At 60.3% G+C, this 22,249-nt stretch carries 24 protein-coding genes and 2 tRNA genes; 7 read left to right on the forward strand and 19 right to left on the reverse strand.

Features of this window, described 5'->3' with window-relative positions:
- Positions 1 to 229: 229 nt before the first annotated feature.
- Positions 230 to 1,216 carry an NAD(P)/FAD-dependent oxidoreductase gene (locus GYM54_RS07010; RefSeq protein WP_181100924.1) on the forward strand — a complete coding sequence of 329 codons (987 nt, stop codon included), beginning with the start codon at positions 230 to 232 and terminating at the stop codon, positions 1,214 to 1,216.
- Between the two features lie 66 nt (positions 1,217 to 1,282).
- Here GYM54_RS07010 and GYM54_RS07015 read toward each other — a convergent pair whose 3' ends face one another.
- The 3 genes from GYM54_RS07015 to GYM54_RS07025 form a co-directional block, all read right to left on the reverse strand.
- On the reverse strand, positions 1,283 to 2,212 hold the full coding sequence (locus GYM54_RS07015; protein ID WP_181100921.1) for a ZIP family metal transporter: 930 nt from the start codon (positions 2,210 to 2,212) through the stop codon (positions 1,283 to 1,285).
- A 288-nt stretch (positions 2,213 to 2,500) separates the two neighbouring features.
- Positions 2,501 to 2,576 (reverse strand) — tRNA-Gly (locus GYM54_RS07020).
- A 19-nt stretch (positions 2,577 to 2,595) separates the two neighbouring features.
- Positions 2,596 to 2,671: transfer RNA gene (locus tag GYM54_RS07025), tRNA-Glu, on the reverse strand.
- Between the two features lie 213 nt (positions 2,672 to 2,884).
- Here GYM54_RS07025 and GYM54_RS07030 point away from each other — a divergent pair.
- Complete coding sequence (locus tag GYM54_RS07030) at positions 2,885 to 3,652, forward strand: hypothetical protein (RefSeq protein WP_197446011.1); 768 nt, start codon at positions 2,885 to 2,887, stop codon at positions 3,650 to 3,652.
- A 125-nt stretch (positions 3,653 to 3,777) separates the two neighbouring features.
- Positions 3,778 to 4,461 carry a glutathione S-transferase family protein gene (locus GYM54_RS07035; RefSeq protein WP_181100917.1) on the forward strand — a complete coding sequence of 228 codons (684 nt, stop codon included), beginning with the start codon at positions 3,778 to 3,780 and terminating at the stop codon, positions 4,459 to 4,461.
- 167 nt (positions 4,462 to 4,628) lie between these two features.
- Here GYM54_RS07035 and GYM54_RS07040 read toward each other — a convergent pair whose 3' ends face one another.
- From GYM54_RS07040 to msrB, 3 genes are all read right to left on the reverse strand, one after another.
- Positions 4,629 to 5,462 (reverse strand): ATP-binding protein, encoded by an 834-nt coding sequence (locus GYM54_RS07040; protein WP_219853029.1) that lies wholly within the window; start codon positions 5,460 to 5,462, stop codon positions 4,629 to 4,631.
- Between the two features lie 110 nt (positions 5,463 to 5,572).
- Positions 5,573 to 6,055 (reverse strand): glutathione peroxidase, encoded by a 483-nt coding sequence (locus GYM54_RS07045; RefSeq protein WP_197446012.1) that lies wholly within the window; start codon positions 6,053 to 6,055, stop codon positions 5,573 to 5,575.
- A 33-nt stretch (positions 6,056 to 6,088) separates the two neighbouring features.
- Positions 6,089 to 6,487: a peptide-methionine (R)-S-oxide reductase MsrB gene (msrB, locus tag GYM54_RS07050; RefSeq protein ID WP_181100909.1), complete on the reverse strand. Its 399-nt coding sequence runs from the start codon at positions 6,485 to 6,487 to the stop codon at positions 6,089 to 6,091.
- A 508-nt stretch (positions 6,488 to 6,995) separates the two neighbouring features.
- Here msrB and GYM54_RS07055 point away from each other — a divergent pair.
- From GYM54_RS07055 to GYM54_RS07070, 4 genes are all read left to right on the forward strand, one after another.
- Positions 6,996 to 8,207: a pyridoxal phosphate-dependent aminotransferase gene (locus GYM54_RS07055; RefSeq protein WP_131650139.1), complete on the forward strand. Its 1,212-nt coding sequence runs from the start codon at positions 6,996 to 6,998 to the stop codon at positions 8,205 to 8,207.
- 4 nt (positions 8,208 to 8,211) lie between these two features.
- A complete protein-coding gene (locus GYM54_RS07060; protein WP_197446013.1) occupies positions 8,212 to 8,649 on the forward strand; it encodes a hypothetical protein in 438 nt (145 codons plus the stop codon).
- A gap of 120 nt (positions 8,650 to 8,769) precedes the next feature.
- Entirely contained in the window at positions 8,770 to 9,642 is an 873-nt protein-coding gene (htpX, locus tag GYM54_RS07065) for a protease HtpX (protein ID WP_131650137.1), read from the forward strand.
- Between the two features lie 114 nt (positions 9,643 to 9,756).
- Complete coding sequence (locus tag GYM54_RS07070; RefSeq protein WP_131650136.1) at positions 9,757 to 10,401, forward strand: DUF2959 domain-containing protein; 645 nt, start codon at positions 9,757 to 9,759, stop codon at positions 10,399 to 10,401.
- A 70-nt stretch (positions 10,402 to 10,471) separates the two neighbouring features.
- On the opposite strand, the gene GYM54_RS07075 is transcribed toward GYM54_RS07070, so the two are convergent.
- From GYM54_RS07075 to GYM54_RS07135, 13 genes are all read right to left on the reverse strand, one after another.
- Positions 10,472 to 11,131, reverse strand: coding sequence for a thiopurine S-methyltransferase (locus GYM54_RS07075; protein ID WP_197446014.1), 660 nt, complete (start codon positions 11,129 to 11,131; stop codon positions 10,472 to 10,474).
- Between the two features lie 68 nt (positions 11,132 to 11,199).
- Positions 11,200 to 12,606, reverse strand: a complete 1,407-nt coding sequence (locus tag GYM54_RS07080) for a sigma-54 dependent transcriptional regulator (protein ID WP_197446015.1) — start codon at positions 12,604 to 12,606, stop codon at positions 11,200 to 11,202.
- A gap of 5 nt (positions 12,607 to 12,611) precedes the next feature.
- Positions 12,612 to 13,718, reverse strand: coding sequence for a PAS domain-containing sensor histidine kinase (locus tag GYM54_RS07085; protein WP_197446037.1), 1,107 nt, complete (start codon positions 13,716 to 13,718; stop codon positions 12,612 to 12,614).
- A 210-nt stretch (positions 13,719 to 13,928) separates the two neighbouring features.
- The gene (locus GYM54_RS07090) at positions 13,929 to 15,398 is read right to left on the reverse strand and encodes a sigma-54 dependent transcriptional regulator (RefSeq protein WP_131650133.1); all 1,470 of its coding nucleotides are present in this window, start codon (positions 15,396 to 15,398) and stop codon (positions 13,929 to 13,931) included.
- 345 nt (positions 15,399 to 15,743) lie between these two features.
- Positions 15,744 to 16,040, reverse strand: coding sequence for a flagellar protein FliT (locus tag GYM54_RS07095; protein ID WP_131650132.1), 297 nt, complete (start codon positions 16,038 to 16,040; stop codon positions 15,744 to 15,746).
- A 122-nt stretch (positions 16,041 to 16,162) separates the two neighbouring features.
- Positions 16,163 to 16,531 carry a hypothetical protein gene (locus GYM54_RS07100; protein WP_231752256.1) on the reverse strand — a complete coding sequence of 123 codons (369 nt, stop codon included), beginning with the start codon at positions 16,529 to 16,531 and terminating at the stop codon, positions 16,163 to 16,165.
- An 88-nt stretch (positions 16,532 to 16,619) separates the two neighbouring features.
- Positions 16,620 to 17,837 carry a c-type cytochrome biogenesis protein CcmI gene (gene ccmI / locus GYM54_RS07105; protein WP_197446016.1) on the reverse strand — a complete coding sequence of 406 codons (1,218 nt, stop codon included), beginning with the start codon at positions 17,835 to 17,837 and terminating at the stop codon, positions 16,620 to 16,622.
- Positions 17,834 to 18,307, reverse strand: coding sequence for a cytochrome c-type biogenesis protein (locus GYM54_RS07110; RefSeq protein ID WP_197446017.1), 474 nt, complete (start codon positions 18,305 to 18,307; stop codon positions 17,834 to 17,836). Before GYM54_RS07110 ends, ccmI begins: the two co-directional genes overlap by 4 nt.
- Complete coding sequence (locus tag GYM54_RS07115) at positions 18,304 to 18,837, reverse strand: DsbE family thiol:disulfide interchange protein (RefSeq protein ID WP_197446018.1); 534 nt, start codon at positions 18,835 to 18,837, stop codon at positions 18,304 to 18,306. Before GYM54_RS07115 ends, GYM54_RS07110 begins: the two co-directional genes overlap by 4 nt.
- Before the next feature lies 1 nt (position 18,838).
- A complete protein-coding gene (locus GYM54_RS07120) occupies positions 18,839 to 20,812 on the reverse strand; it encodes a heme lyase CcmF/NrfE family subunit (RefSeq protein ID WP_197446019.1) in 1,974 nt (657 codons plus the stop codon).
- On the reverse strand, positions 20,809 to 21,276 hold the full coding sequence (gene ccmE, locus GYM54_RS07125) for a cytochrome c maturation protein CcmE (protein ID WP_131650126.1): 468 nt from the start codon (positions 21,274 to 21,276) through the stop codon (positions 20,809 to 20,811). The genes GYM54_RS07120 and ccmE overlap by 4 nt, the downstream gene beginning before the upstream one ends.
- Complete coding sequence (ccmD, locus tag GYM54_RS07130; RefSeq protein WP_131650125.1) at positions 21,273 to 21,449, reverse strand: heme exporter protein CcmD; 177 nt, start codon at positions 21,447 to 21,449, stop codon at positions 21,273 to 21,275. The genes ccmE and ccmD overlap by 4 nt, the downstream gene beginning before the upstream one ends.
- Positions 21,446 to 22,198 carry a heme ABC transporter permease gene (locus GYM54_RS07135; protein ID WP_197446020.1) on the reverse strand — a complete coding sequence of 251 codons (753 nt, stop codon included), beginning with the start codon at positions 22,196 to 22,198 and terminating at the stop codon, positions 21,446 to 21,448. Before GYM54_RS07135 ends, ccmD begins: the two co-directional genes overlap by 4 nt.
- Between the last annotated feature and the right edge of the window lie 51 nt (positions 22,199 to 22,249).

Genomic DNA, 22,249 nt, shown 5'->3' on the forward strand with positions numbered 1-22,249 from the left:
AAAGCACGCCCGTGCCTTACTCACCGGCCCCACCGCTCGTCAGTCCGTAAGAAAATATGCACGCCGCGCACGCTTCATCGATCCGAACCCCTAGGCAAAACCTACGGTCTGTTTGAGGATAGAGAAGGCATCAGCATCGCCGTTTTGCTCTCCAAACGGCACCAGGACCGAACGAACCAGCGCAGTTGTCGCGCAGCGGAGACTGGCGGCGCTATCGAAAGAGGTAAGCATGAGCAAAGCTCCTATCGCCATTGTCGGTACCGGCATCGCAGGGCTCTCCGCAGCGCAGGCACTACGTGCCGCAGGGCAGTCCGTCCAAATGTTCGACAAAGGCCGCGGACTCGGCGGACGCATGACCAGCAAACGCAGCGATGCTGGCCATCTCGACCTCGGCACCCAATATTTCACCGCCCGCGATCGTCGTTTCACCGAGACCGTCCATCAATGGCAAGCCGAGGGCTGGGCTGCCGAGTGGTCACCCAACCTTTACCAGTCGCGTAACGGCCAACTGTCTCCTTCGGCCGACGAGCAGCTGCGCTGGGTCGGTACCCCGCGTATGGATGCAATTGCCGCCGGGTTGCTTGGCGAGCTGCCGGTCAAGCTTTCCTGCCGCGTGACGGAAGTCTTCCGAGGCGAGGAATATTGGACGCTTGTCGATGCCGAGGGAAACAACCACGGCCCGTTCAGTCAGGTGGTCATCGCCATTCCCGCCCCTCAGGCCAGTACATTGCTCGCTGCGGCACCGAAGCTGGCCGCCGTCGCCGCCAGCGTTGCCATGGAACCAACCTGGTCCGTTGCTCTGGGCTTCGCCAAGCCGCTCGAAACCAGTGTCGACGCGTGTTTCGTTCAGGACGATGCCCTTGATTGGCTGGCCCGCCATCACAGCAGACCCGGACGCGACGATCATCTCGACACCTGGGTGTTGCATGCGAGTAGCGCCTGGAGCCGACAACACGTCGATATGCTCAAAGAATCGGTGATCGAGCACCTGCACGGCGCATTCGCCGAGCTGATCGACTGCGTCGTACCTGCACCGGAGTTCACCCTTGCCCATCGCTGGCTCTATGCACGCCCCAGCCAGTCCCATGAATGGGGCGCGCTGGCTGATACCCATCTTGGGTTATATGCGTGTGGCGACTGGTGTCTGTCGGGCCGCGTCGAAGGCGCCTGGCTCAGTGGCCAAGAGGCCGCACGGCGGCTGCTCGAGCAACTTTGACCAGACTTGCGCCGTCATCAGAGGCGATGCAGCGATATCGGTAACCGGCAGGTCGATGTTTCCTTACTAGCCCAGCGCGGTATCCAGAAACATCATCACCGCGAAACCACCCATCAGACCGACCGTCGCTGGCGTCTGGTGACCATTGCGGTGAGTCTCGGGAATCACTTCGTGCGATACCACGAAGATCATCGCGCCAGCGGCCAATCCGAGGCTGACCGGATAAGCGACAGCCAGACCGCTGGATATCCCCAAGCCCACCACGGCGCCGAGTGGCTCCATCAGGCCTGACGCAGCCGCGACCAGTATCGCTCGCCAGGCGGACAGGCCGGTTGTGCGCAAGGCCAACGCAACGGCCAGCCCTTCGGGAATGTCCTGGATGGCAATCGCGGTGGTGAGCGGTAAACCAACCTCCAGATCGCCTTTGGCGAAACTCACGCCTATCGCCATACCTTCTGGAATGTTATGCAGGATGATCGCAAACACGAACAGCCAGACCCGGCTCATGCGCTGGTGATGAGGCCCGAAGGCACCGGCGCTTTCATGCTCGTGCGGCGTGAAATAATCCAGCCCGAGCATCAACAGCACGCCAAAGCCGAGGCCCACCACCACGGTCAATGCGGCCGCAGGGCCACTGTCGAACAGATCCCGTGCTGCCGCGAGCCCCGGAAGGATTAAGGAGAACGAACTGGCCGCGAGCATCATGCCCGCGGCGAAGCCAAGCATGCTGTCCTGGGTGCGCGTGGAAATATTGCCCAGCGCAATCGCCATCAGCGCGCCCAGCGCCGTCGCCGCGAAGCCCGCCGTGCCGCCGAGCAGCGCATAGCGGATATTGCTTTCATCGCCGTTCTGAAATGCGCTGTAAGCACTGGCGCCGAGCAATATCAACACGACCAGAACCGTACCGATGAGCCCTAGCGCGACGACGGGATTTGCCTGTGCATGAGCAATCCATGCCGAGCGCAGCGTTGCTGCGGCGCTTTGAGTGCTTGCCATGATGAAGGCCCCGATATCGAAATCTTTTCGTCGCTCGTAGCTGACGAAGGGGCCGACCGAGCGGTCGTTCTACCAAGCGGGCCCCGCTGCCGACGAGCGTCTATAGGATAGGACCGTAACGGGCTCGGTGAGTTTGGCCAGGGCTTTGAACGATGCTGGGCTTGGGTCGAGCTTGAGCGGCTGCCCGGCATTCGATGTGACAACGGACAGGAATTGCAGACACAAAAAAAGCGACTCTAGGTCGCTTTTTTTGTGCTTGCGATTGGTCTTGACCTTTCGCAGCTTATTTGGAGCGGGAAACGAGACTCGAACTCGCGACCCCGACCTTGGCAAGGTCGTGCTCTACCAACTGAGCTATTCCCGCGTTACATCTACAACAAAAATGGCGTCCCCTAGGGGACTCGAACCCCTGTTACCGCCGTGAAAGGGCGGTGTCCTAGGCCACTAGACGAAGGGGACGCAGCCCGGAACTTCATATTTCTTCCGGCTTCCAGCGTCTGTGTTGTGCTTCACGCTGCAAGTGGCGCGCATTCTATGGAGCTCGAATAGGGCCGTCAAGCGCCTTGCTGAAATTTTTTAAAGGTCGATTAAATGAAGCTGCTTTTGAGCTATCAGCTTGCCATCTAACGCTCTACACTCGGCAGAAACCGCCCGGTTAGAGAGGTGCGCCCCGTGTCCCCGGTTCTGATTGCAGGATTGGTCATTGCTGGCCTGTTCATATTGATAGCCATTGGTGTGATCAACCAGATCGTCGAAAAGAACAACCTGGAGAAAGCGCGCGTTCGAGCTGAGCTAGGCGATCGCATGCGTCGCTGCGCCAATCTGTCCGATGGTCTACCAGCCCAAATGATGACGCCAGCGCTCAAGTTGTTGCTGGCGCGGCTGGAGCTGCATCTGGGTGAACGACTGCTACAGCTGGACAAGAAGAACAGCACTGTGAGTGCCCGAGTTGACACGCTGCGCAGCGCTGTCGCCAAGGGCGACGAGATCGAGGTGCAGAACACACCAGTCAAAGTAGACACAGAAGCTCAGGCGAAGGAAATTCGCCTGCGGCTGGAAGACCTCTATGCGCAGATCGTCTGGGCCAATAAGCAGAACCAGCTCGATACGGCTGCAGCCAAACGCTGGATCCAGCACATCCAGCACATGACGGTGATGTTGCATATTGAATATTTCACCAATATCGGCCAGCAGGCTCTGAAGCAAGGCAGTGCACACAAGGCTCGTCTCGCATTCGAACGCGGCATTCAGCACGTCCGCAAGCAACCCAACCCTGCCGAATTCCAATCCCAACTGGCGCAGCTCGAAGCGAGCTACACCCATGCCAACAAGCTCGAGCAGACTCAGCAACAACCGAAGCTTGACGAACCCAGCGAGCTGGCCGAAGGTTTGAAGAACTTCGAAAGCGAAGATGACTGGAAAAAGAACAATATCTACTAGGCGTAGGCCCGGACGAGTGCACGAAATGGCTTGAGCGGCGAACGCATCGTGCTCCGGTGCTTCGCACGTCAATACTCATCCACTCACCGGTTCCGCCGCGCCTGTCCTGCCGCGGAGAAAAATCAATGTCCCTGACCTTGTTCGGTGCCCCACTGTCGCCATTCGTTCGCAAGGCACGCCTTTGCCTGCTGGAAAAGGGTCTGGATTACCAGCTAGAAGTCGTCATGCCATTCACACCGCCTGAGTGGTATCTGCAGCTCAACCCGCTTGGCCGTATCCCAGCCTTCAAAGATGGCGAACTCAGCCTCGCCGACTCCAGCGTAATCTGCCAGTACCTAGAAGAAACGTACGAACAGACGGCTCGGCTGTACGGTAACAGTGCGGTGGAACGTGCGCAGATCCGCTGGTTGGAGAAGTACGCCGACTACGAACTAGCGCCTCTGACGACCTTCGGGGTTTTCCGCAATCGTGTGCTGAAGCCAAGTTCCGGTCACGCCTGTAACGAAGAAAGCGTGCAGGCCGCTCTGAACGAAAAGCTACCGCCGCACTTCGACTATCTCGAGCGCCAACTCGGCGACAAAACGTACTTTGTCGGCGACCAGCTTTCGATGGCGGACCTCGCCTTCGCCTGCCAGCTGATCAACATGGAACATGGCGGCGCACTGATTGATGCCAATCGCTGGCCGGCACTGGCCGCTCACTTCATCCGGATGAAAGGGCTTGCTTCGGTGGAAAGCGTGCTACCGGGCGAGCAGCGCATGACGGCAAAGCTCATCGAGATGGGTAAGAAGGCGAAGCAGCCGGATTGATTCATCCTGCCCCGAAGCCAAAAGCCTTCGCGCCGGGGCGGCCCTCCTATAAGAGCAGCGGGTACGCCGACTCCGTGGTGGCCGCCCGCGGCGAATCGATCATTCCCGGCGCAGCAGAAAGCCAAACACACCCGCTTGCAGCTATATCTGGCGTCTGAACCCAAGTTTCAGAGCAAACGAATCCCTACCCACTGCCGCGCAAACTGATAGGCGCAGCGGCCGTTGCGGTTACCGCGTGCCGTGGCCCAGCGAATCGCATCTTTCTCCAGCGCCTCATCCCAGCTCCAGGTGAGGCCGGCCTGCTCGGCCAGCGAGCCGATCCAGTGCCGCACCACGTTCAGATAATGCTCCTGACTGAAGGGATAGAACGAAAGCCAGAGCCCGAAGCGATCCGACAGGGCGATTTTGTCTTCCACCGCCTCGTTGGGATGCAGTTCGCCGTCGATCATCTGCCAATTCTCGTTATCGCTCTGGCGCTCAGGGACCAGATGCCGGCGATTCGACGTGGCATACAGCAGCACATTTTCCGGCGCTCGCTCCAGGGAACCGTCCAGTACGCTTTTCAGTACGCGGTAGTCGCCCTCACCCGCCTCGAATGACAGGTCATCGCAGAACACCACGAAATGCTGAGGCTGGCCGACGAGCTGATCGACCACTTTAGGCAGGTCAGCCAGATGATCCCGCTCGATTTCAATGAGGCGCAGACCTGCCGGTGCATGCTCGGCCAGCAGTGCCCGGATCAACGAAGACTTGCCGGTCCCGCGCGCGCCCCAGAGCAGTACGTGGTTTGCCGGCAGGCCCGACACGAACTGGCGGGTGTTGTTCGCCAGCAGCTCGCGCTGTCGGTCGATGCCGATCAGATCAGCCAGATTCAGGTCCAGCGACACCTGCAGTGGCTGTAAATAACCACCCTGCCCTTCACGATGCCAGCGTGCCGCCAGGCTGTTGCTCCAATCGACTGGCGCTCTCGGCGCTGGCAGCAGGGGTTCCAGGCGCGTCATCAGCGCATCGGCACGTTGCAGAAAGGCTTTCAGCTCGGCATCCACTCGAACAACTCCAGATATTCAGATGAACAGGCGCGGCACATGCGTCAGGCAGTGCCGCAGCATGATTAAAGTAGGGATTCGATGCGCTCTGCGAGCGCCTCAGGAGCCGTACGCGACGAGAACCGCTCCACCGAGCGACCTCCATCAGCGATGAGAAACTTGGTGAAATTCCATTTGATCGCCTTGCTGCCGAGCAAACCGGGTGCGCGCTTCTTCAGTTGCACGAACAGCGGATGTGCGTCACCACCATTGACCTGAACCTTGGCGAAAAGCGGAAAGCTGACACCAAAGTTCCGTTCGCAGAAAGTAGCGATCTGCGCTTCGTCGCCCGGTTCCTGATGGCCGAACTGATCGCAGGGGAACCCGAGCACCACCAACCCCTGTTGGCGATACTGTTTCCAGAGCGCCTCCAACCCCTTGTACTGAGGGGTAAAGCCGCACTGGCTGGCCGTGTTGACCACCAGCAGCACGGTGCCACCGAAATCGGCCAGGGTGGTCTCGTTACCGTCAATGGTGATGCAAGGAATCTCGAACAGCGGATCGCGCATGATGGTGTCCCGGTAAGGCACTGCGATGGGCCGTCAGGCGTCGCGCGGCTTGTGATCGAGAGAGGCGGAATTGATGCAGTAGCGCATGCCAGTCGGCGCCGGGCCATCCGGAAATACATGCCCCAGATGTGCATCGCAGCGGGCGCATTTGACCTCGATACGATGCATGCCGTGGCTGAAATCGTCGAGGCTGGTGATAACCGTATCGCTGACCGGCTGAAAATAGCTCGGCCAGCCGCAGCCGGACGCGAACTTGGCGTCCGAGTCGAACAACGGCGCATCGCAGCAGGCGCAATGATAGATGCCAGGGGTTTTGGTGTCGTTGTACTTACCGGTGAAGGGGCGCTCGGTCGCGCCTAGTCGGCAGACCTGAAATTGCTCGTCGGAGAGCTCTTCACGCCAGGTTTCAAGCGGTTTTTCTAGCTTGTCCATCGGTATACCTCCTAAGGGTCTGTTTCCGTTTCGGTCGCCAGCCGCGTTGCTGCGTCAAATCTCGCCAGGCAAGGCGCGGGACGCAGGTAATGGTTGTTCCCTTGCCAAGTCCCGCAACGCCGCATGGCGAGATTTGCCGCGCAACCCGAAGGGCCGGGCCTGTTTTTGCGCGATGCTGCGTTATTCGTCGTTCATTTGGAACAACCAAACTTCTCTCCTCATGCGATCTCCATGGATGGCGTGAATGCCGCAAGCCCGCCGGGAGCGGGCGCGGCCTTGCCTCGCGCAAAAACAGGGCGCCGGCGCGGCGGCAAACGAAGCGGAACAGACCCTCTCTAAAAAAGGCGGATCTGTACCTTTTCCGGTGATCGGGCCGCACGTATGATGCGTTGCTCTTAGACGCCTAGTCTGGCAGCGGGGTTTCAGGCTGCCAAGGCGCCCGGGTTCATGCCAAACGTCGCCAGCCAAAGAGAGCCGGGCACGTCTTCACTTCGGGACACTCAGGATCATGCAGGTCAGCAAATCGAACAAGCTCGCCAATGTCTGCTATGACATCCGCGGGCCGGTGCTCAAGCACGCCAAACGACTGGAAGAGGAAGGTCATCGCATCCTCAAGCTGAACATCGGCAATCCGGCGCCGTTCGGTTTCGAAGCTCCCGAAGAAATCCTTCAGGACGTGATCCGCAACCTGCCCACCGCGCAAGGTTACAGTGATTCCAAAGGTCTGTTCAGCGCGCGCAAGGCCATCATGCAGTACTACCAGCAGAAGCAGGTAGAAGGCGTGACCATCGAAGACATCTACCTCGGCAACGGCGTGTCCGAGCTGATCGTGATGTCCATGCAGGCGCTGCTCAATAACGGTGACGAGGTACTGATCCCAGCCCCGGATTACCCACTCTGGACCGCCGCCGTGAGCCTGGCGGGCGGCAAACCGGTGCACTACCTCTGCGACGAGCAGGCCAATTGGTGGCCGGATCTGGCGGATATCAAGGCCAAGATCACGCCGAACACCAAGGCGCTGGTACTGATCAACCCGAACAACCCGACCGGCGCGGTCTACCCTCGCGAAGTGCTCGAGGGGATGGTCGAACTGGCGCGCCAGCACAAACTGGTGCTGTTCTCCGATGAAATCTACGACAAGATTCTGTATGACGATGCCGTACATATCTGCACCGCTTCGCTTGCACCGGACGTGCTCTGCCTGACCTTCAACGGCCTGTCCAAGTCCTACCGGATCGCCGGTTTCCGCTCAGGCTGGGTGGTCATTTCAGGTCCCAAGCACAAGGCGCAAAGCTATATTGAAGGCCTCGACATCCTGGCCAACATGCGCCTGTGCGCAAACGTGCCGTCGCAGCACGCGATCCAGACCGCATTAGGCGGATATCAGAGCATCAACGACCTGGTGCTGCCGCCGGGCCGGCTGCTCGAACAGCGCAACCGCACCTGGGAACTACTCAACGACATCCCCGGCGTCAGCTGCGTAAAACCGATGGGTGCGCTCTATGCCTTCCCCCGCATCGATCCGAAGATCTGCCCGATCCACAATGACGAGAAGTTCGTACTCGACCTGCTGTTGTCCGAGAAGCTGCTGATCGTTCAGGGCACTGCCTTCAACTGGCCTTGGCCGGATCATTTCCGCGTGGTCACGCTACCGCGGGTCGATGATCTGGAACAGGCGATCGGTCGCATCGGTAGTTTCCTTAAGACCTACAGCCAGTAGCTGAATGGATCTACAGATCGACGACTTCCAGCGAGATGCCGCGGCCGGGCTATTGATGCTTTACCAAGCCTTTCCGCGGAAGATCACGCTATACGTGGAAGACCTGATCGGCCATGAAGAGCCCGACGAATTCGGCCTGCCCAGCAAGCGACACCAAAGCTGCCTTGCAGCACTGCTGTGGTTGGCCGAAGAAGGTTATCTACGCTTCGAAAGCACCATTCAGCTCCTGGCCATCGACCAGGCGGTGCTTACCGAAAAGGCCTTCCTGCGCTTGACCAGTGCCGTTCCCAACGTCGCGCAGGCTGACGAAACATTACCTCCCAGCGTGCACCGGGTACGCTCGAGCCTGGCACACCAAATGCGCCAGGCGCTACGCGACGGCCATGGCGAACGACTGGCGCACCTGACCCGTGAGCTTTTCACTAGCTCACTCTCCAGCTGACCCTGAGCGCACCCGCACCATAGGCGACATAGCTTGAAATAGTCGCTCGGTTGAATAGCGCCGACCGGCACCTTATATAGCCTATCGTTCCTTATTGTTCCCCTTGGAGTCTGCCGCAACATGATGCGCATTTTCTTGTTTCTGGCCACCAACCTGGCTGTACTGGTCGTTGCCAGCGTCACCCTGAAGCTACTCGGGGTGGATCGCTATACGGGTCAGAACTACGGCAGCCTGCTGGCTTTCTGTGCGGTATTCGGCTTCGCTGGAGCACTTATTTCGCTGTTCATTTCCAAGTGGATGGCGAAGATGAGTACCCGCACCGAGATCATCAGCCAGCCTCGCACCCGCCATGAACAGTGGTTGCTACAAACCGTCGAACAGCTTTCCCGCGACGCCGGTATCAAGATGCCTGAAGTGGGTATTTTCCCCGCTTACGAAGCCAACGCCTTCGCCACCGGCTGGAACAAGAACGACGCGCTGGTGGCGGTCAGCCAGGGCCTGCTCGAGCGCTTCTCGCCCGACGAGGTGAAGGCGGTACTGGCGCATGAAATCGGACACGTGGCCAATGGCGACATGGTTACACTCGCGTTGATACAAGGCGTGGTGAATACCTTCGTCATGTTCTTCGCGCGGATCTTCGGCAACTTCGTCGACAAGGCGATTCTCAAGAACGAAGACGGCCACGGTATCGGCTACTTCGTCGCCACCATTTTCGCCGAACTGGTACTGGGCATCCTCGCCAGCATCATCGTCATGTGGTTCTCGCGCAAACGTGAGTTCCGCGCCGACGAGGCCGGCGCACAGCTGGCCGGCACCTCCGCCATGATCGGCGCCCTCCAGCGCCTGCGTGCGGAACAGGGCGTGCCGGTAGACATGCCGGACAGCCTCAAGGCCTTCAGCATCAACGGTGCTCTGCGCAACGGCCTGGCCGGACTGCTGATGACTCACCCGTCGCTGGAAGATCGTATCGAAGCCCTGCGTCAGCGCGGCTAATCGAGCGCGGCGGGACAAGGGCGGCTTAGGCCGCCCTTTTTTTCGCCCAGGCTTTGCACATAGAGGCTGTATGCCTGTCGAACCAAGCGCATTCATCGAACAAGGAATATCACCATGCGCCGCTTCCTCCTGCTCGGTTTCGCCCTGCTCGCCCTGATTGGCTGCCAGAGCGCCTACTACTCCGCGATGGAAAAGGTCGGGTTGCACAAGCGCGACATTCTAGTGGACCGCGTTGAAGATGCCCGCGATTCCCAGCAACAGGCCAAGGAACAATTCAAGGACGCCCTGGAGCGCTATCGCAGCGTGGTGCAGGTTCAAGGTGGTGAGCTGGAAGAGCGCTACGAGGCGCTCAACAGCGAATTCGAAGCCAGCGAGAGCAGCGCGCGCGATGTGCGAAACAGGATCGAGGCGGTCGAGGACGTCGCCAATGCATTGTTCAGGGAGTGGAAACAGGAACTTGGTGAATACAACAATGCGAGCCTGAAGGCAGCCAGCGCCAAGGATCTGGAACGCACCCAGAAAGACTATCGAGTGCTACTGCAACGCATGAAGGCGGCGGAAAAGCGCATCGACCCTGTGCTCGACGTGCTGCGCGACCAGGTGCTGTTCCTAAAGCACAACCTCAACGCTCGCGCCATCGGTGCACTGCAGGGGGAATACCGCACGCTGGAGGGGAACGTCGATCAGTTACTGGCCGACATGCAGCGGGCGATAGATGAGGCCGACGTGTTCATTCGTCAGCTGCAAAGCAATCAGTGATGCGAAGGAATTCATGGGTTGATCGCGAGCCTGCACGTGACATCCCCGCTTTGCAGGCCTTGCAAACACCCTACCGCCGCACACCGAGTCGATAACAGGTCTCCTCCAGACGCGACAGACCGCGCTGAAGAAACTTCCAATTGCCATCCAGCACGTTCGCCCGTTCCAGCAGCTCGACGTCCCAACGCGAGCCCAAGGATCGGCGAACCTCAGCGTCACTCACAGCGAATGGCGGACCGGACATTTGCTCCTGCTCGTAATCCAGGGTGATCAGCAAACCCTGGCAGCTCGGCGCAAGAATGCTCGTCAGATGCTCGACATAGCGTTGGCGCATGGCCGCCGGCAATGCGATCAGCGCAGCACGATCGTAGAGCCCGTCGCAATCAGCAACATCGCTACTGCTCAGGGCAAAGAAATCGCCACAGCGGATTTCCAGCGCGCCGGCACGATACACCTTGAATTCACCACGGGTGCTGATTTCAGCGTCCAGACCTTGTTCGGTAAAAAAAACTTCCACGGCACGTTCGCTCAGCTCAACGCCGAGCACTGCAAAACCCTGCGCGACCAACCAGAGCATGTCGAGACTCTTACCGCACAACGGCACTAGCACGCGGGCACCTTCAGCCAATTGCATACCCGGCCAGTGACGGCGTAGATAAGGATTGACCTCGTTCAGATGAAAGCCGATCTCGTTGCGCGCCCAGCGCCGCTGCCAGAACCCTTCATCCATATCCAAATCCTCATGAGCATCGACGGTCGAGCTTATCAGAGCCAACCGCACCGAACGCTCAAGGGTTTTTAGCTGGCATACAAGGCGGCATCCAGGTCCATGCCGGCGTCACGCATCTGGGCAAGTTTGTAGCGCAGTGTTCGCGCGCTGATGCCCAGACGGTCAGCCGTCTCCTTGCGGCGGCCCCGCTCGGCACGCAAGGTATCGATGATCAGCTCGAACTCGCGACGACGCAGATCTTCTCCCAGCGCGCCAGCGGCCTCGGTCGGCACTGGTGGCGCTACGGCTGCAGGCATCGACGGCACGGCATCAACCGTCGTGATCTGCGCTCGCGGGGCAAACCCGGTCACGGCGTTCAGGCACAGGTCCTCCGGCCGAATCAGACCACCCTGCTGCAGAATCAAGGCGCGTTGAATGGCGTTGTCCAGCTCGCGGACATTGCCGGGCCATGGATGACTGAGCAGGCTTTGACGCGCCTCGGCGGTAAGGCGGACGTTTGCTTGGCGCATTTTCACGGCGTGCTGGGCCAGCAGTCGCTCGGCAAGCGGCACGATGTCCGCAGGTCGATCGCGCAGCGCGGGCCAGGCGAGCGGAAACACGGAAAGGCGATAGAACAGGTCTTCACGGAACCGCCCGCCGCGCACCTCGTCAGCCAGATCGCGGTTGGTGGTGGCGACAATACGAATGTCCAGCGCAATTGGCTTGCGGCCACCTACACGCTCGACCTCGCGCTCCTGCAACACGCGCAGCAACTTGGCCTGAAGCGCCAGTGGCATTTCGGAAATCTCATCGAGCAGCAGCGTGCCGCCGTCGGCCTGCTCGAATTTTCCCGGCTGAGTCGCGATAGCGCCGGTGAAGGCGCCCTTCTCGTGGCCGAACAGCGTGGCCTCGAGCATGTTGTCCGGTATCGCCGCGCAGTTGATTGCGACGAAGGGCTTGTTCGCACGTGCCGATTGCTGATGGATGTAGCAGGCCAACACCTCTTTGCCGGTTCCGGATTCACCGGAAATCAGCACTGTCGAATCGCTCTGCGCGACGCGGGCAGCCAGCGCCAACAGCTGTCGGCTCGCCGGTTCGACGGCGACGGGGCCATCCTGGCCGCTCGCGCCCAGCTGGCCGCAGACGTGCCGAGCAACCACCCCAAGCAACATCTTCGGCTCGAACGGTTTGACCAGATAGTCGACCGCCCCCTGGCGCATCGCCTCGACTGCGCGCTCGACAGCTCCGTATGCAGTCATCAGCAAGACCGGCACCTGGGGGTATCGCTGGCGAATCAGTACCTGCAATGCGTGACCGTCCATGCCGGGCATGTTCACATCGCTGACCACCAGGCCAAAACCTTCCTGCTCCAGCGCCTGCAGCGCGGCTTCGGCGCTCTCGACCGCGCGGTAGGCATAGCCGCCGAGTTCGAGCGTATCGCCCAGCGCCTCGCGCAATGCGCGGTCGTCCTCGACCAATAGAATCTTCGCAGCCATGGGCTTCACTCCGAAATTGTCGGTGACAGCACTGCAAGCAGCGGCAATTGCAAGGTGGCGCAGGTACCTCGACCCGGCCGCGAGCGCAGCTCGAGCGAACCGGAATGCGCCCGCGCCACCGATTTGACCACCGCCAGCCCCAACCCGGTCCCGGTCGCCTTCGTGGTGAAGAATGGCTCGCCGAGTCGTGCCAGAGTCGTGGCGTCGATGCCCGAACCGTTGTCGCTGATACTGATGCGCAGCGCCGAAGCCCGAGCGTAGAGATGCACCTTCAGCCGACGGTCGTTGCCGGTAGCCTGAAGCGCATTCTCGATCAGATTGAGCAAAGCACCGACCAACGTGTCGCGGTTGCACAGCAGCGCACCTGAGTGCGCATCGCATTGCCAACGTATGGTGATATCGCCCACTCGCGCCTCGGCCGCCGCACGCAGCGCCGCGAGCAATTCGGCTGGGGTCAGGCGGTCCTCCAGCGGCAGATCGCCCCGAGCGAAAACCAGCATGTCGCGAACTTGATGCTCCAGCTCGTGCAGCCGGTCCTTCAGGCGCCCGGCGAAGCGCTGCTGATGCTCGGCAGTCAGCCCGCCCTGCTCCAGATGGCTTGCATAAAGCAGCGCCGTGGAAAGCGGTGTGCGGATCTGATGAGCCAGCGAAGCCACCATTCGCCCTAGCGCAGACAAGCGCTCATGGCGCGCAAGCTGCTCCTGTAACCGTCGCGTCTCAGTCAGATCAGTGAGCAATACCAGCTGGCCTGGTTCGCCGTTCAACGAGCGCGTGGCGATGGACACGCGACGCCCATCCTTCAATGAGATTTCATGACCATCGTCCCGACGCGGGGCGAAACTGCGGGCGATCACTTCGCGCCAGAGCACACCTTCCAACGGCTCGCCGAGAAGCTCTTGGGCAACTGGATTGGCTTCTCGAACCACGCCCTGCGCATCGATGACGATGACGCCGCCGGGCAACAGATCCAGCAGACTCTGGAGCCGGTTGGCCAAACGCTCCTTCTCGTCGAATTCGCGCAGGCGCTGCGCGCTGGTTTCAGCCAGCTGATCTTTCAGCTCGGCTACGCGCATCTGCAGCAGCTGCTGAGATTCGCCCAACCGGCCGGACATGCGGGTAAACAACTCGAGCGATTGCTCAAGCTCTTCGCTCGCGGTCGTTTCGGCCGGTCGCCGGGAAGCCGATGAAGAGAATGCTGAAGTCACTGGCACGCGTATCCGTCAAAAAGATGGTCGGTGAAATGACTAGCAGCAAGGATCATGCCCAGAAGGCAGGAGGAAGGCAGGCGTCACGCCACCAAGACGGCGGCGTTGCAAACAGTTTTACTCGTCGAGATCGTCCTCGCGCCGATTCATGCCGTACTTGCGCATCTTCTCGACCAGCGTCGTCCGTCTGATACGCAAGCGCTCAGCGGCACGTGCCACGACGCCGCCAGCATCCTCAAGGGCCTGTTGAATAAGACCCTGCTCGAGATTGCCCAGGTACTCCTTCAGATCGAGACCCTCGATGGGCAGCATGGCCTGCGTCCCGGCTGCGACAAGAGGGGTGTTGATAGTCGCGCGTGCCTCAATTTCGTCTTGCAAGTCGACCACGTACTGCTCGTCGTCGTCATCCACATGGCGGAACTTCTTCGGCAACTCCATAACGCCTATCACGCCGTACGGATGCATGATTGCCATACGCTCGACGAGGTTCGCCAACTCTCGCACGTTGCCGGGCCAGTCGTGACGACACAGCGACATGATGGCCGCCGAATTGAAACGGATGGAGCCACGCTTCTCGTGTTCCATACGCGAGATGAGCTCGTTCATCAGCAGCGGAATGTCCTCGATACGCTCGCGCAGAGGTGCCATTTCGATGGGGAACACATTGAGACGGTAATACAGATCCTCACGGAAACTGCCGTCCACGATCATCTTCTCCAGATCCTTGTGGGTCGCCGCGATGATGCGTACGTCAGCATTCTGCGTGCGATTGCTACCCACACGCTCGAAGGTGCGCTCCTGCAGAACCCGCAATAGCTTGACCTGCATTGGCAACGGCATGTCGCCAATCTCGTCGAGGAACAGAGTCCCGCCTTCAGCGAGCTCAAAACGACCGGCACGGGAAGTGATCGCCCCCGTAAACGCGCCTTTCTCATGACCGAACAGTTCGCTTTCCAGCAGTTCAGCGGGAATCGCCCCGCAATTGACCGGCACGAAAGGCCCGCCGCGGCGCTTGGAATGGTAATGCAGGTTGCGTGCAACGACCTCTTTGCCAGTCCCCGACTCACCGAGAATCAATACGCTCGCTTCGGTATCGGCGACCTGCTGCATCATCTGCCGGACATGCTGCACCGCGCGGCTGGTGCCCACCAGGCTGCGAAACAGATTGGGCTCGCGCTGTCGTCCGCGCGCCTTCGCCTGGTCATACATTTCCCGGTAGACCTGAGCCCGATGAAGTGAATCGAGCAATTTGTTGTAGCTCGGCGGCATTTCGAGGCTAGTCAGCACCCGACGACGGATCTCATCAGGCCAATCCGCCGGGGCGGGCTCGCCGATCAGCATAAGCGGAAGGTTCTCGTCCCACTTGCTGATCTGTTTGAGCAGTTCGACCGCGCCGCCCTTGACCGACACCTCACCCAGCAGGACGCCCAGCACGGCGCGGCTCGATTCCAGCGCATCGACAGCGGCTTTCCATTCGCTGCTGGCGCAAGCGATATGGTCTTCACTCAAAAAGCTGAGAATGACCGCCAAATCCCGGCGACGATCCTTGTCGTCGTCTATCAACAAAATCTTGGTTTCACGCCACATCTTGTTTATAGCTCTAGAGGCTGATAGGAGGCCTGCGCTCGTCTCCGGCAGAAACGACTACGTCTCGGCAGATGAGACGTAGTTAATTAAAAAAAACGCGTCGAGTCAAATTTATGACGTAGTTCAACGACAAAAAGCACGGAAAGCGTCGTATTTTTCGTGGGGAACGGAGAGCGGAGCGCACTGAGGATCAGCTAAACAACCAATCGATCCTCTGCACGTCTGGTATGGGCAGAACGGATGGGATTTGCTGCGTCAGAGGCAACGCGAGACGTAATCGGCAGGAGCATTGGCGGACTCAGAACCTAGCGATACAGGCAAGGCATCGCGCTAACGGCTAGTAGATCAGCCAAACAGCTTGTAGACCTTTGCGCCATGCGCGGATTGATTGAGCTGAATGAGTTCATCAGCGACGCGGCGCTGCTCGGTCTGACAAGTCGTGACCAATTCACGATAGAGGCTCACCAACTCTTCCAGACGCTGACGAATCGCAGGCTCATCCTCGCGGGCTTCATTCATCGCAGCTTCGACAACCTGCCGGCATTGCAGATCCAGGACACTGATGGCGGTCCAGTCCTGCTGCACCATCGCATCGCGCAAGGCGTTGCCGGTTTCCTCAAGACGTTTGACTGCTGCACTCATGGATCCGCTCCGGATGAACTGGTTACAAAGGTCGAGCCTGCAAGGCCGCTCGGGAGTCTACTGCGACTGAAGCCTGTATCGGCCAGTTTCGATCAGCCTTTAGTACGACCGATTAAAAACGATCAATGCAAGCTGCGTAATCCAGTAGGGACGCTGGGAGGCGCGACCGGCTCCCAAGGGCCATCCGGACGACCGGCGCAATACCAGTCGCCATCCCAGCGGTAATAAAGCCGCTCGCGATAGAACATGTTCCGTCCCTCCACGACATAGACACCCAGGCGATTGTCCCAATGCGCAGGGGCATGAGGCGGCGGCGCATAACGTGGATGGCTTTTTTGCGTGGCCGGCGGGCGCGGCGCCGGTGGTGTACGTACCGGCGGCGGGCTTATGACTGGCTCGCGAGGCTCGGACGCCGGCGGAGTCGGCGTAGGTGCCGGCTCCGAAGCCTGATACGGATTGCCGGCACAAGCGCCCAGCAGGAGCGCCAGCATCGTTACAGCGCCCATTCGAGGCAGGAAAGAGACACCTGCCGAAACCGAACCTCTCACCATTAGCCCTGCCCTCTCGAGCGCCTCTACGTCAGGGCGCTTCCGGTTGATCGATAGTCAGCTCAATCGCATCTTCATTGTTCAACGTCAATGGCTCACTGCTGCCTTGCCATTCGCCCCGGGTCGCGTCTCCATCCCGGGAAACGCGAGCGAACAACCTGACCTGCTCGAAGTTGGACAAGCGAAGCTGCGGAGTCATTGCATCGGCGTCGGACAAACTGACGGTGGCCGGCAGATCGGCTACGGTCAGACGCTTCACCGCCAACGGCATCGGCGGGCCGGAAACCGCACGAGCAAAGACGAATACCGTATCAGTAGGCTTAACTTTGTCGACAAGTGCCGCGCCCAGCTGCACATCGACTGTCAGGGCTGCACTGCTAGCTGCAACCGGCTCGCCAGCAGATTTCGACCCACTGCCAGAAGCCGTTTCGCCCAGTTGCTCCCTCGCTCGGGCGATGCCGCCCTGGATGGCCTCACGCGAAGGGTCTTCGGCAGGCAAGGTCGCCACCAGTCGTTCCCAGAAGCCTATTGCTTCATCGAACCGCTCGTTTTCATAAGCGGCGATGCCGAGCAGGCCAAGGCTGGTGACCTCATGGGGGTCTGCCTGCAGGGCTTCATCGGTGAGTCGCTGCATGCGCGGCGTCCAACTCCGACCTTCGGCAAAATAAAGCGCCTGCGCCCACTGTCCCAGCAGTTCAGGCTGGCGCCCGGCCAGATTGACGACCTGCTCATAAGCCGCCGCTGCATCGGCCGGACGCTCCTGGCTCATGTAGGTTCTGGCCAGGAAATACCATGCCTCGGAAGACTCGGGCTGTGCCTTGACCGCGCGTTCCAGCCTCGCGGTCATCTCTTCGATGCTTCCAGGCTGCACCGCGAACTCCCGCGTCAGTTGCAGCTTGTCGCTCGCACCCCAATGCATATACAGACCATAGCCGAACAAGGGCACCAGGATCGCCACAATCAGCGGAACGGCCCGGCCCAGGTTGCTGCTGCGATGTGCGTCACTACCCTCGGTGTCGTCGAGTAGCTCCCGCGCCGCATCGGCGCGGCCCATCTCGTACTGCTCCAACGTAAGGGTTCCGGCTGCTTGCTGTGCAGTCAGCTCACCGAGCCGCTCCTGGTAAAGCGCGACGTTTAGCGCAGTTCGGTCCTCTTCTGCCTGTAAGCGACGCCCCCGCAACACCGGAAGCAGCAGGAACGCCAGGGCGGCCAGCAATAGCAGGCCCGCGCCTATCCAGAAATCGATCATGGTTCTTTTTTATCCAGCAACGTGGCGAGGCGCGTGCGTTCGGCCTCGGAAAGTATGTTCGACGCCTGGCTGGCTGCGCCACGGCGGCGGCGTATCAGGATGATCGCCAGCACGGCGAACCCCAGCGCCAGCAAGGCGATCGGGCCGTACCAGAGCACGAGTGTCTTGGCATTGACAGGCGGCTTGTAGCGCACGAAGTCGCCATAACGAGCGACGAGGTAGTCGACGATCTGCTCGTTGCTTTGCCCTTCATCCAGCATGCGATAGATTTCGCGGCGCAGATCCATGGCAATGGGCGCGTTGGAGTCGGCGATGTTCTGGTTCTGGCACTTGGGGCAGCGCAGCTCCTCGACCAGCGTGCGGTATCGTTCCCGATCGGCCTCGCTCTTGAATTCGTATGTGTCGATTGCGCCATGGGCAGCGAGGCTGAGCAGAAGACCCAGCAGCGCGGTAGCGAAGAAACGGATCATTGCTCGTTCACCAGTGCCTGATAGAGCGGTCCGAGCCTTTCGGCCCAGACGCGCTCGTCGATGGCTCCGACGAACTTGTCGCGAATGATGCCCTGCTTGTCGACGACGAAGGTCTCCGGCGCGCCATAGACACCTAGGTCAAGGCCTAGACTGCCGTCGGGATCCTCGACATTGAAGCCGTACGGATTGCCGAACATCTGCAGCCAGTCGCGAGCCGCATCGCCGTTGTCCTTGTAGTTGATTCCGTAAACAAGGACACCCTGGGCTGCTAGCTTGTTGAGCATCTCGTGCTCGGCCTTGCAGGTCGGACACCAGGTTGCCCAGACGTTCACCAGCGACGGTTTGCCCTTGATGTCCTCTGCACTGACCAGCCGCTGCGGATCCTCGAGCGACGGCAGAGAAAACGACGGCATCGGTTTTCCGATCATCGTCGAGCCGATGTCCGTGGGGTCGAGGTACAACCCCTTGTAGAGGAATCCCGCCACCAGCAGGAAAATTACCAACGGCAGCAACATCAACAATCTTTTCATCTCAGGCTCCTTGCTGGGCCATACCGAGCGCCTCACGGACACGGGTTCTGACTTTCACTCGGTAACGCTTGTCACTGACCGAAAGCACACCGCCCAAAGACATCATCAACGCACCCAGCCAGATCCAGCGAACGAACGGCTTGATGTGTACCCGCACAGCCCAGGCACCGTTTTCCAGCGGCTCGCCGAGCGCCACGTAGAGATCACGGGTGAAACCGGCATCGATGCCGGCCTCGGTCATCGGCATCTGCTGCACGGTGTAGAGGCGCTTCTCGGGGTGCAGGGTCGCGATCTGCTTGTCGCCATCGAAGACGCGGATGGTGCCCTTGTCGGACGTGTAGTTGGGCCCTTCGAAATGCGTGGCACCTTCGAAGACAAAGCTGTAACCGCCCAACTCCAGTGATTCGCCGGGCGCGAGGCGCAGGTCACGCTCGTCGCTCTGCTGGCTCGTCAGCACCACACCGATGGCACAGACGGCCAGCCCGAAATGCGCCAACTGCATGCCCCAATAGCTCGGCGCCAGGCTGCGCACGCCCTTCAGCAGACCTTTATGACGGGTCTTGTCGAGAAGGTCGCGTACCCCGGCGGTAACCACCCAGGCGGCCAGCAGACAGACCGCGAGCACCGCCCAGTGGAAGTCGCCGAACAGCATCGAGCCCAGGCCGCCAAGCACGGCGCTGGTAATCAGTACCGGCGTCAGCATGCTCATCAGCCACTTCACTGGCGTGTCCTTCCAGCGCACCAGCACACCCACGCCAAGGGCAAGCATCAACGCGCCGACCAGCGGCAGGAACATCGCATTGAAATACGGCGGCCCGACCGAGAGCTTGGTGTCAGACAGCGCGTCGAGCAGTAACGGATACAGCGTTCCCAGCAGAATCATCGCCGTGGCGACCACCAGCAGCAGGTTGTTGACCAGCAGCAGCGTCTCACGCGACCACAAGCCGAAACCCACCTGGCTCTTCACGACCGGCGCACGCAGGGCGAACAGGGTCAGCGAGCCGCCTACCACCAACAGCAGAAACGCCAGAATGAAGACTCCCCGCTCCGGATCGGTGGCGAAAGCATGAACCGAAGTCAGGACACCGGAGCGGACCAGGAAGGTACCCAGCAGGCTGAGCGAGAAGGCCGCGATCGCGAGCAGGACCGTCCAGCTCTTGAACACGCCGCGCTTTTCCGTCACTGCCAGCGAGTGGATCAGCGCGGTGCCCACCAGCCAGGGCATGAAGGATGCGTTTTCCACCGGGTCCCAGAACCACCAGCCGCCCCAGCCCAGCTCGTAATAGGCCCACCAGGAACCCAAGGCGATACCTGTGCCCAAAAAGGCCCATGCAATCAATGTCCAGGGACGCGACCAGCGCGCCCAGGCCGCATCGAGGCGGCCACCCAGCAGCGCGGCAATGGCGAACGCAAAGGCCACCGAGAAACCGACATAGCCCATGTAGAGCATCGGTGGATGCACCACCAGACCGAAGTCCTGCAGCAACGGATTGAGATCGCGGCCGTCCATCGGCGCTTGTGGCAGCAGACGCTCGAACGGGTTGGACGTGACGATCAGGAACAGCAGGAAGCCGATACTGATCAACCCCATCACGCCCAGCACCCGGGCGAGCATGTCCTCCGGTAGTTGCCGCGAAAAGATCGACACGGCAAAGGTCCAGCCCGACAGGATGAAGGCCCATAGCAGCAGCGAGCCCTCATGCGCGCCCCAAACGGCGCTGAACTTGTAGTACCAGGGCAAGGCGCTGTTGGAGTTCTGCGCGACATAAGCGACGGAGAAGTCATCCACCATGAAGGCGTAGGTGAGACAGGCAAAGGAAAATGCCAGAAAACTGAATTGCCCCCAGGCCGCCGGTTGTGCCAGTCCCATCCACTGGCGGTCGCCCCGCCAGGCGCCGATCAGCGGAAGCGTGCCCTGCACGACGGCCAGGCACAGCGCCAGGATCATTGCCAGATGGCCGAGCTCAGGGATCATTTCGCATACTCCTGCTTGTCGCCTTCGTAATGCTTCATCATGCCGCTCTTCTCCAGCGCCTGGCTGACTTCCGGCGGCATGTAGTTTTCGTCGTGCTTGGCCAGTACCTCGTCGGCGATCAGAACGCCATCGGCATTGACCCGCCCAAGGGCGACGATGCCTTGCCCTTCACGGAACAGATCGGGAAGGATGCCTTGGTACTGGATGGTGACCGTTTCGTTGTTATCAGTAACGCGGAAGGAGACGGTGAGCGAATCACTGCTACGTGTCACCGAGCCGGCTTCGACCAGGCCGCCGGCACGAATCCGCGTGCCTTCCGGGGCTTCGCCCGCGGCGATCTGCGTTGGCGTATAGAAGAGGTTGATGTTCTCTTGCAGAGCGGTCAGCGCCAGCGCCACCGCAATGCCCACACCGGCCAGAATGGCCAGCACGATGAACAGACGCTTTTTGCGCACCGGATTCACTTCATTTCCTCCCGGCGCAAACGGCGCGCCTCGTCTTGCAGATAACGTCGGCGCGCCATCATTGGCAGCGCCACGTTCAGGATCAGGACAGCCAGGCTGATGCCGTACGACGTCCAGACATACAGGCCATGATTCCCCATGGCGATGAATTCGGAAAAAGACGAAAAGTTCATGGCTTGCCCACCAGCGCGTTCACTTCAGCCTTGACCCAGCTGCTTCGCGACTCGCGGCGCAGCACCTCCAGGCGCATGCGCATCAACAGCACCAGCGTGAAGAAGCAGTAGAAGCCCAACACCATGACCAGCAGCGGCAGCCACATTTCCATTGGCATGGCTGGCTTCTCCGTCACGGTGAAGGTCGCTGGCTGATGCAGGGTGTTCCACCACTCCACCGAGTATTTGATGATCGGGATATTGACCACCCCGACGATGGCGAGCACCGCACAGGCCTTTGCCGCGCTGTCGCGGTTGGTGATCGCCTGGCCGAGCGCAATGATGCCGAAGTACAGGAACAGCAGAATCAGCATCGATGTCAGCCGTGCGTCCCATACCCACCAGGCACCCCAGGTCGGCTTGCCCCATACCGCACCGGTGAGCAGCGCGATGAACGTCATCCAGGCACCGATGGGCGCGGCCTGCTGCAAGGCGACGTCGGTCAGCTTCATCTTCCACACCAGCCCGACGACACCGGCTATCGCCATCATCACGTAGATCGATTGGGCCAGGAATGCAGCCGGCACGTGGATATAGATGATCCGAAAGCTATTGCCCTGCTGGTAGTCCTGCGGCGCGAACGCCAGGCCCCAGACTACTCCTACGCAGATCAGAATCAGCGACGCCCAGGCCAGCCACGGCATCCAGCGGCTACTGATCTCGTAGAACCATTTGGGCGAACCCAGCTTGTGGAACCATGTCCAGTTCATAGAACCCGCCTCACTTCCACGGCGCCTGCCGATGCTGCCTCGAAAGAGGCC

This window comes from Pseudomonas sp. MTM4 (assembly GCF_019355055.1).
Classification (GTDB): Bacteria; Pseudomonadota; Gammaproteobacteria; order Pseudomonadales; family Pseudomonadaceae; genus Stutzerimonas.

Bases quoted from the DNA above. Each gene is read 5' to 3' on its own strand.
- GYM54_RS07010 (WP_181100924.1), top strand. From the start codon at position 230: ATGAGCAAAGCTCCTATCGCCATTGTCGGTACCGGCATCGCAGGGCTC.
- GYM54_RS07015 (WP_181100921.1), bottom strand. From the start codon at position 2,212: ATGGCAAGCACTCAAAGCGCCGCAGCAACGCTGCGCTCGGCATGGATT.
- GYM54_RS07035 (WP_181100917.1), top strand. From the start codon at position 3,778: ATGTCCCTGACCTTGTTCGGTGCCCCACTGTCGCCATTCGTTCGCAAG.
- GYM54_RS07040 (WP_219853029.1), bottom strand. From the start codon at position 5,462: ATGACGCGCCTGGAACCCCTGCTGCCAGCGCCGAGAGCGCCAGTCGAT.
- GYM54_RS07045 (WP_197446012.1), bottom strand. From the start codon at position 6,055: ATGCGCGATCCGCTGTTCGAGATTCCTTGCATCACCATTGACGGTAAC.
- msrB (WP_181100909.1), bottom strand. From the start codon at position 6,487: ATGGACAAGCTAGAAAAACCGCTTGAAACCTGGCGTGAAGAGCTCTCC.
- GYM54_RS07055 (WP_131650139.1), top strand. From the start codon at position 6,996: ATGCAGGTCAGCAAATCGAACAAGCTCGCCAATGTCTGCTATGACATC.
- GYM54_RS07060 (WP_197446013.1), top strand. From the start codon at position 8,212: ATGGATCTACAGATCGACGACTTCCAGCGAGATGCCGCGGCCGGGCTA.
- htpX (WP_131650137.1), top strand. From the start codon at position 8,770: ATGATGCGCATTTTCTTGTTTCTGGCCACCAACCTGGCTGTACTGGTC.
- GYM54_RS07070 (WP_131650136.1), top strand. From the start codon at position 9,757: ATGCGCCGCTTCCTCCTGCTCGGTTTCGCCCTGCTCGCCCTGATTGGC.
- GYM54_RS07075 (WP_197446014.1), bottom strand. From the start codon at position 11,131: ATGGATGAAGGGTTCTGGCAGCGGCGCTGGGCGCGCAACGAGATCGGC.
- GYM54_RS07080 (WP_197446015.1), bottom strand. From the start codon at position 12,606: ATGGCTGCGAAGATTCTATTGGTCGAGGACGACCGCGCATTGCGCGAG.
- GYM54_RS07085 (WP_197446037.1), bottom strand. From the start codon at position 13,718: ATGTCCGGCCGGTTGGGCGAATCTCAGCAGCTGCTGCAGATGCGCGTA.
- GYM54_RS07090 (WP_131650133.1), bottom strand. From the start codon at position 15,398: ATGTGGCGTGAAACCAAGATTTTGTTGATAGACGACGACAAGGATCGT.
- GYM54_RS07095 (WP_131650132.1), bottom strand. From the start codon at position 16,040: ATGAGTGCAGCAGTCAAACGTCTTGAGGAAACCGGCAACGCCTTGCGC.
- GYM54_RS07100 (WP_231752256.1), bottom strand. From the start codon at position 16,531: ATGCTGGCGCTCCTGCTGGGCGCTTGTGCCGGCAATCCGTATCAGGCT.
- ccmI (WP_197446016.1), bottom strand. From the start codon at position 17,837: ATGATCGATTTCTGGATAGGCGCGGGCCTGCTATTGCTGGCCGCCCTG.
- GYM54_RS07110 (WP_197446017.1), bottom strand. From the start codon at position 18,307: ATGATCCGTTTCTTCGCTACCGCGCTGCTGGGTCTTCTGCTCAGCCTC.
- GYM54_RS07115 (WP_197446018.1), bottom strand. From the start codon at position 18,837: ATGAAAAGATTGTTGATGTTGCTGCCGTTGGTAATTTTCCTGCTGGTG.
- GYM54_RS07120 (WP_197446019.1), bottom strand. From the start codon at position 20,812: ATGATCCCTGAGCTCGGCCATCTGGCAATGATCCTGGCGCTGTGCCTG.
- ccmD (WP_131650125.1), bottom strand. From the start codon at position 21,449: ATGAACTTTTCGTCTTTTTCCGAATTCATCGCCATGGGGAATCATGGC.
- GYM54_RS07135 (WP_197446020.1), bottom strand. From the start codon at position 22,198: ATGAACTGGACATGGTTCCACAAGCTGGGTTCGCCCAAATGGTTCTAC.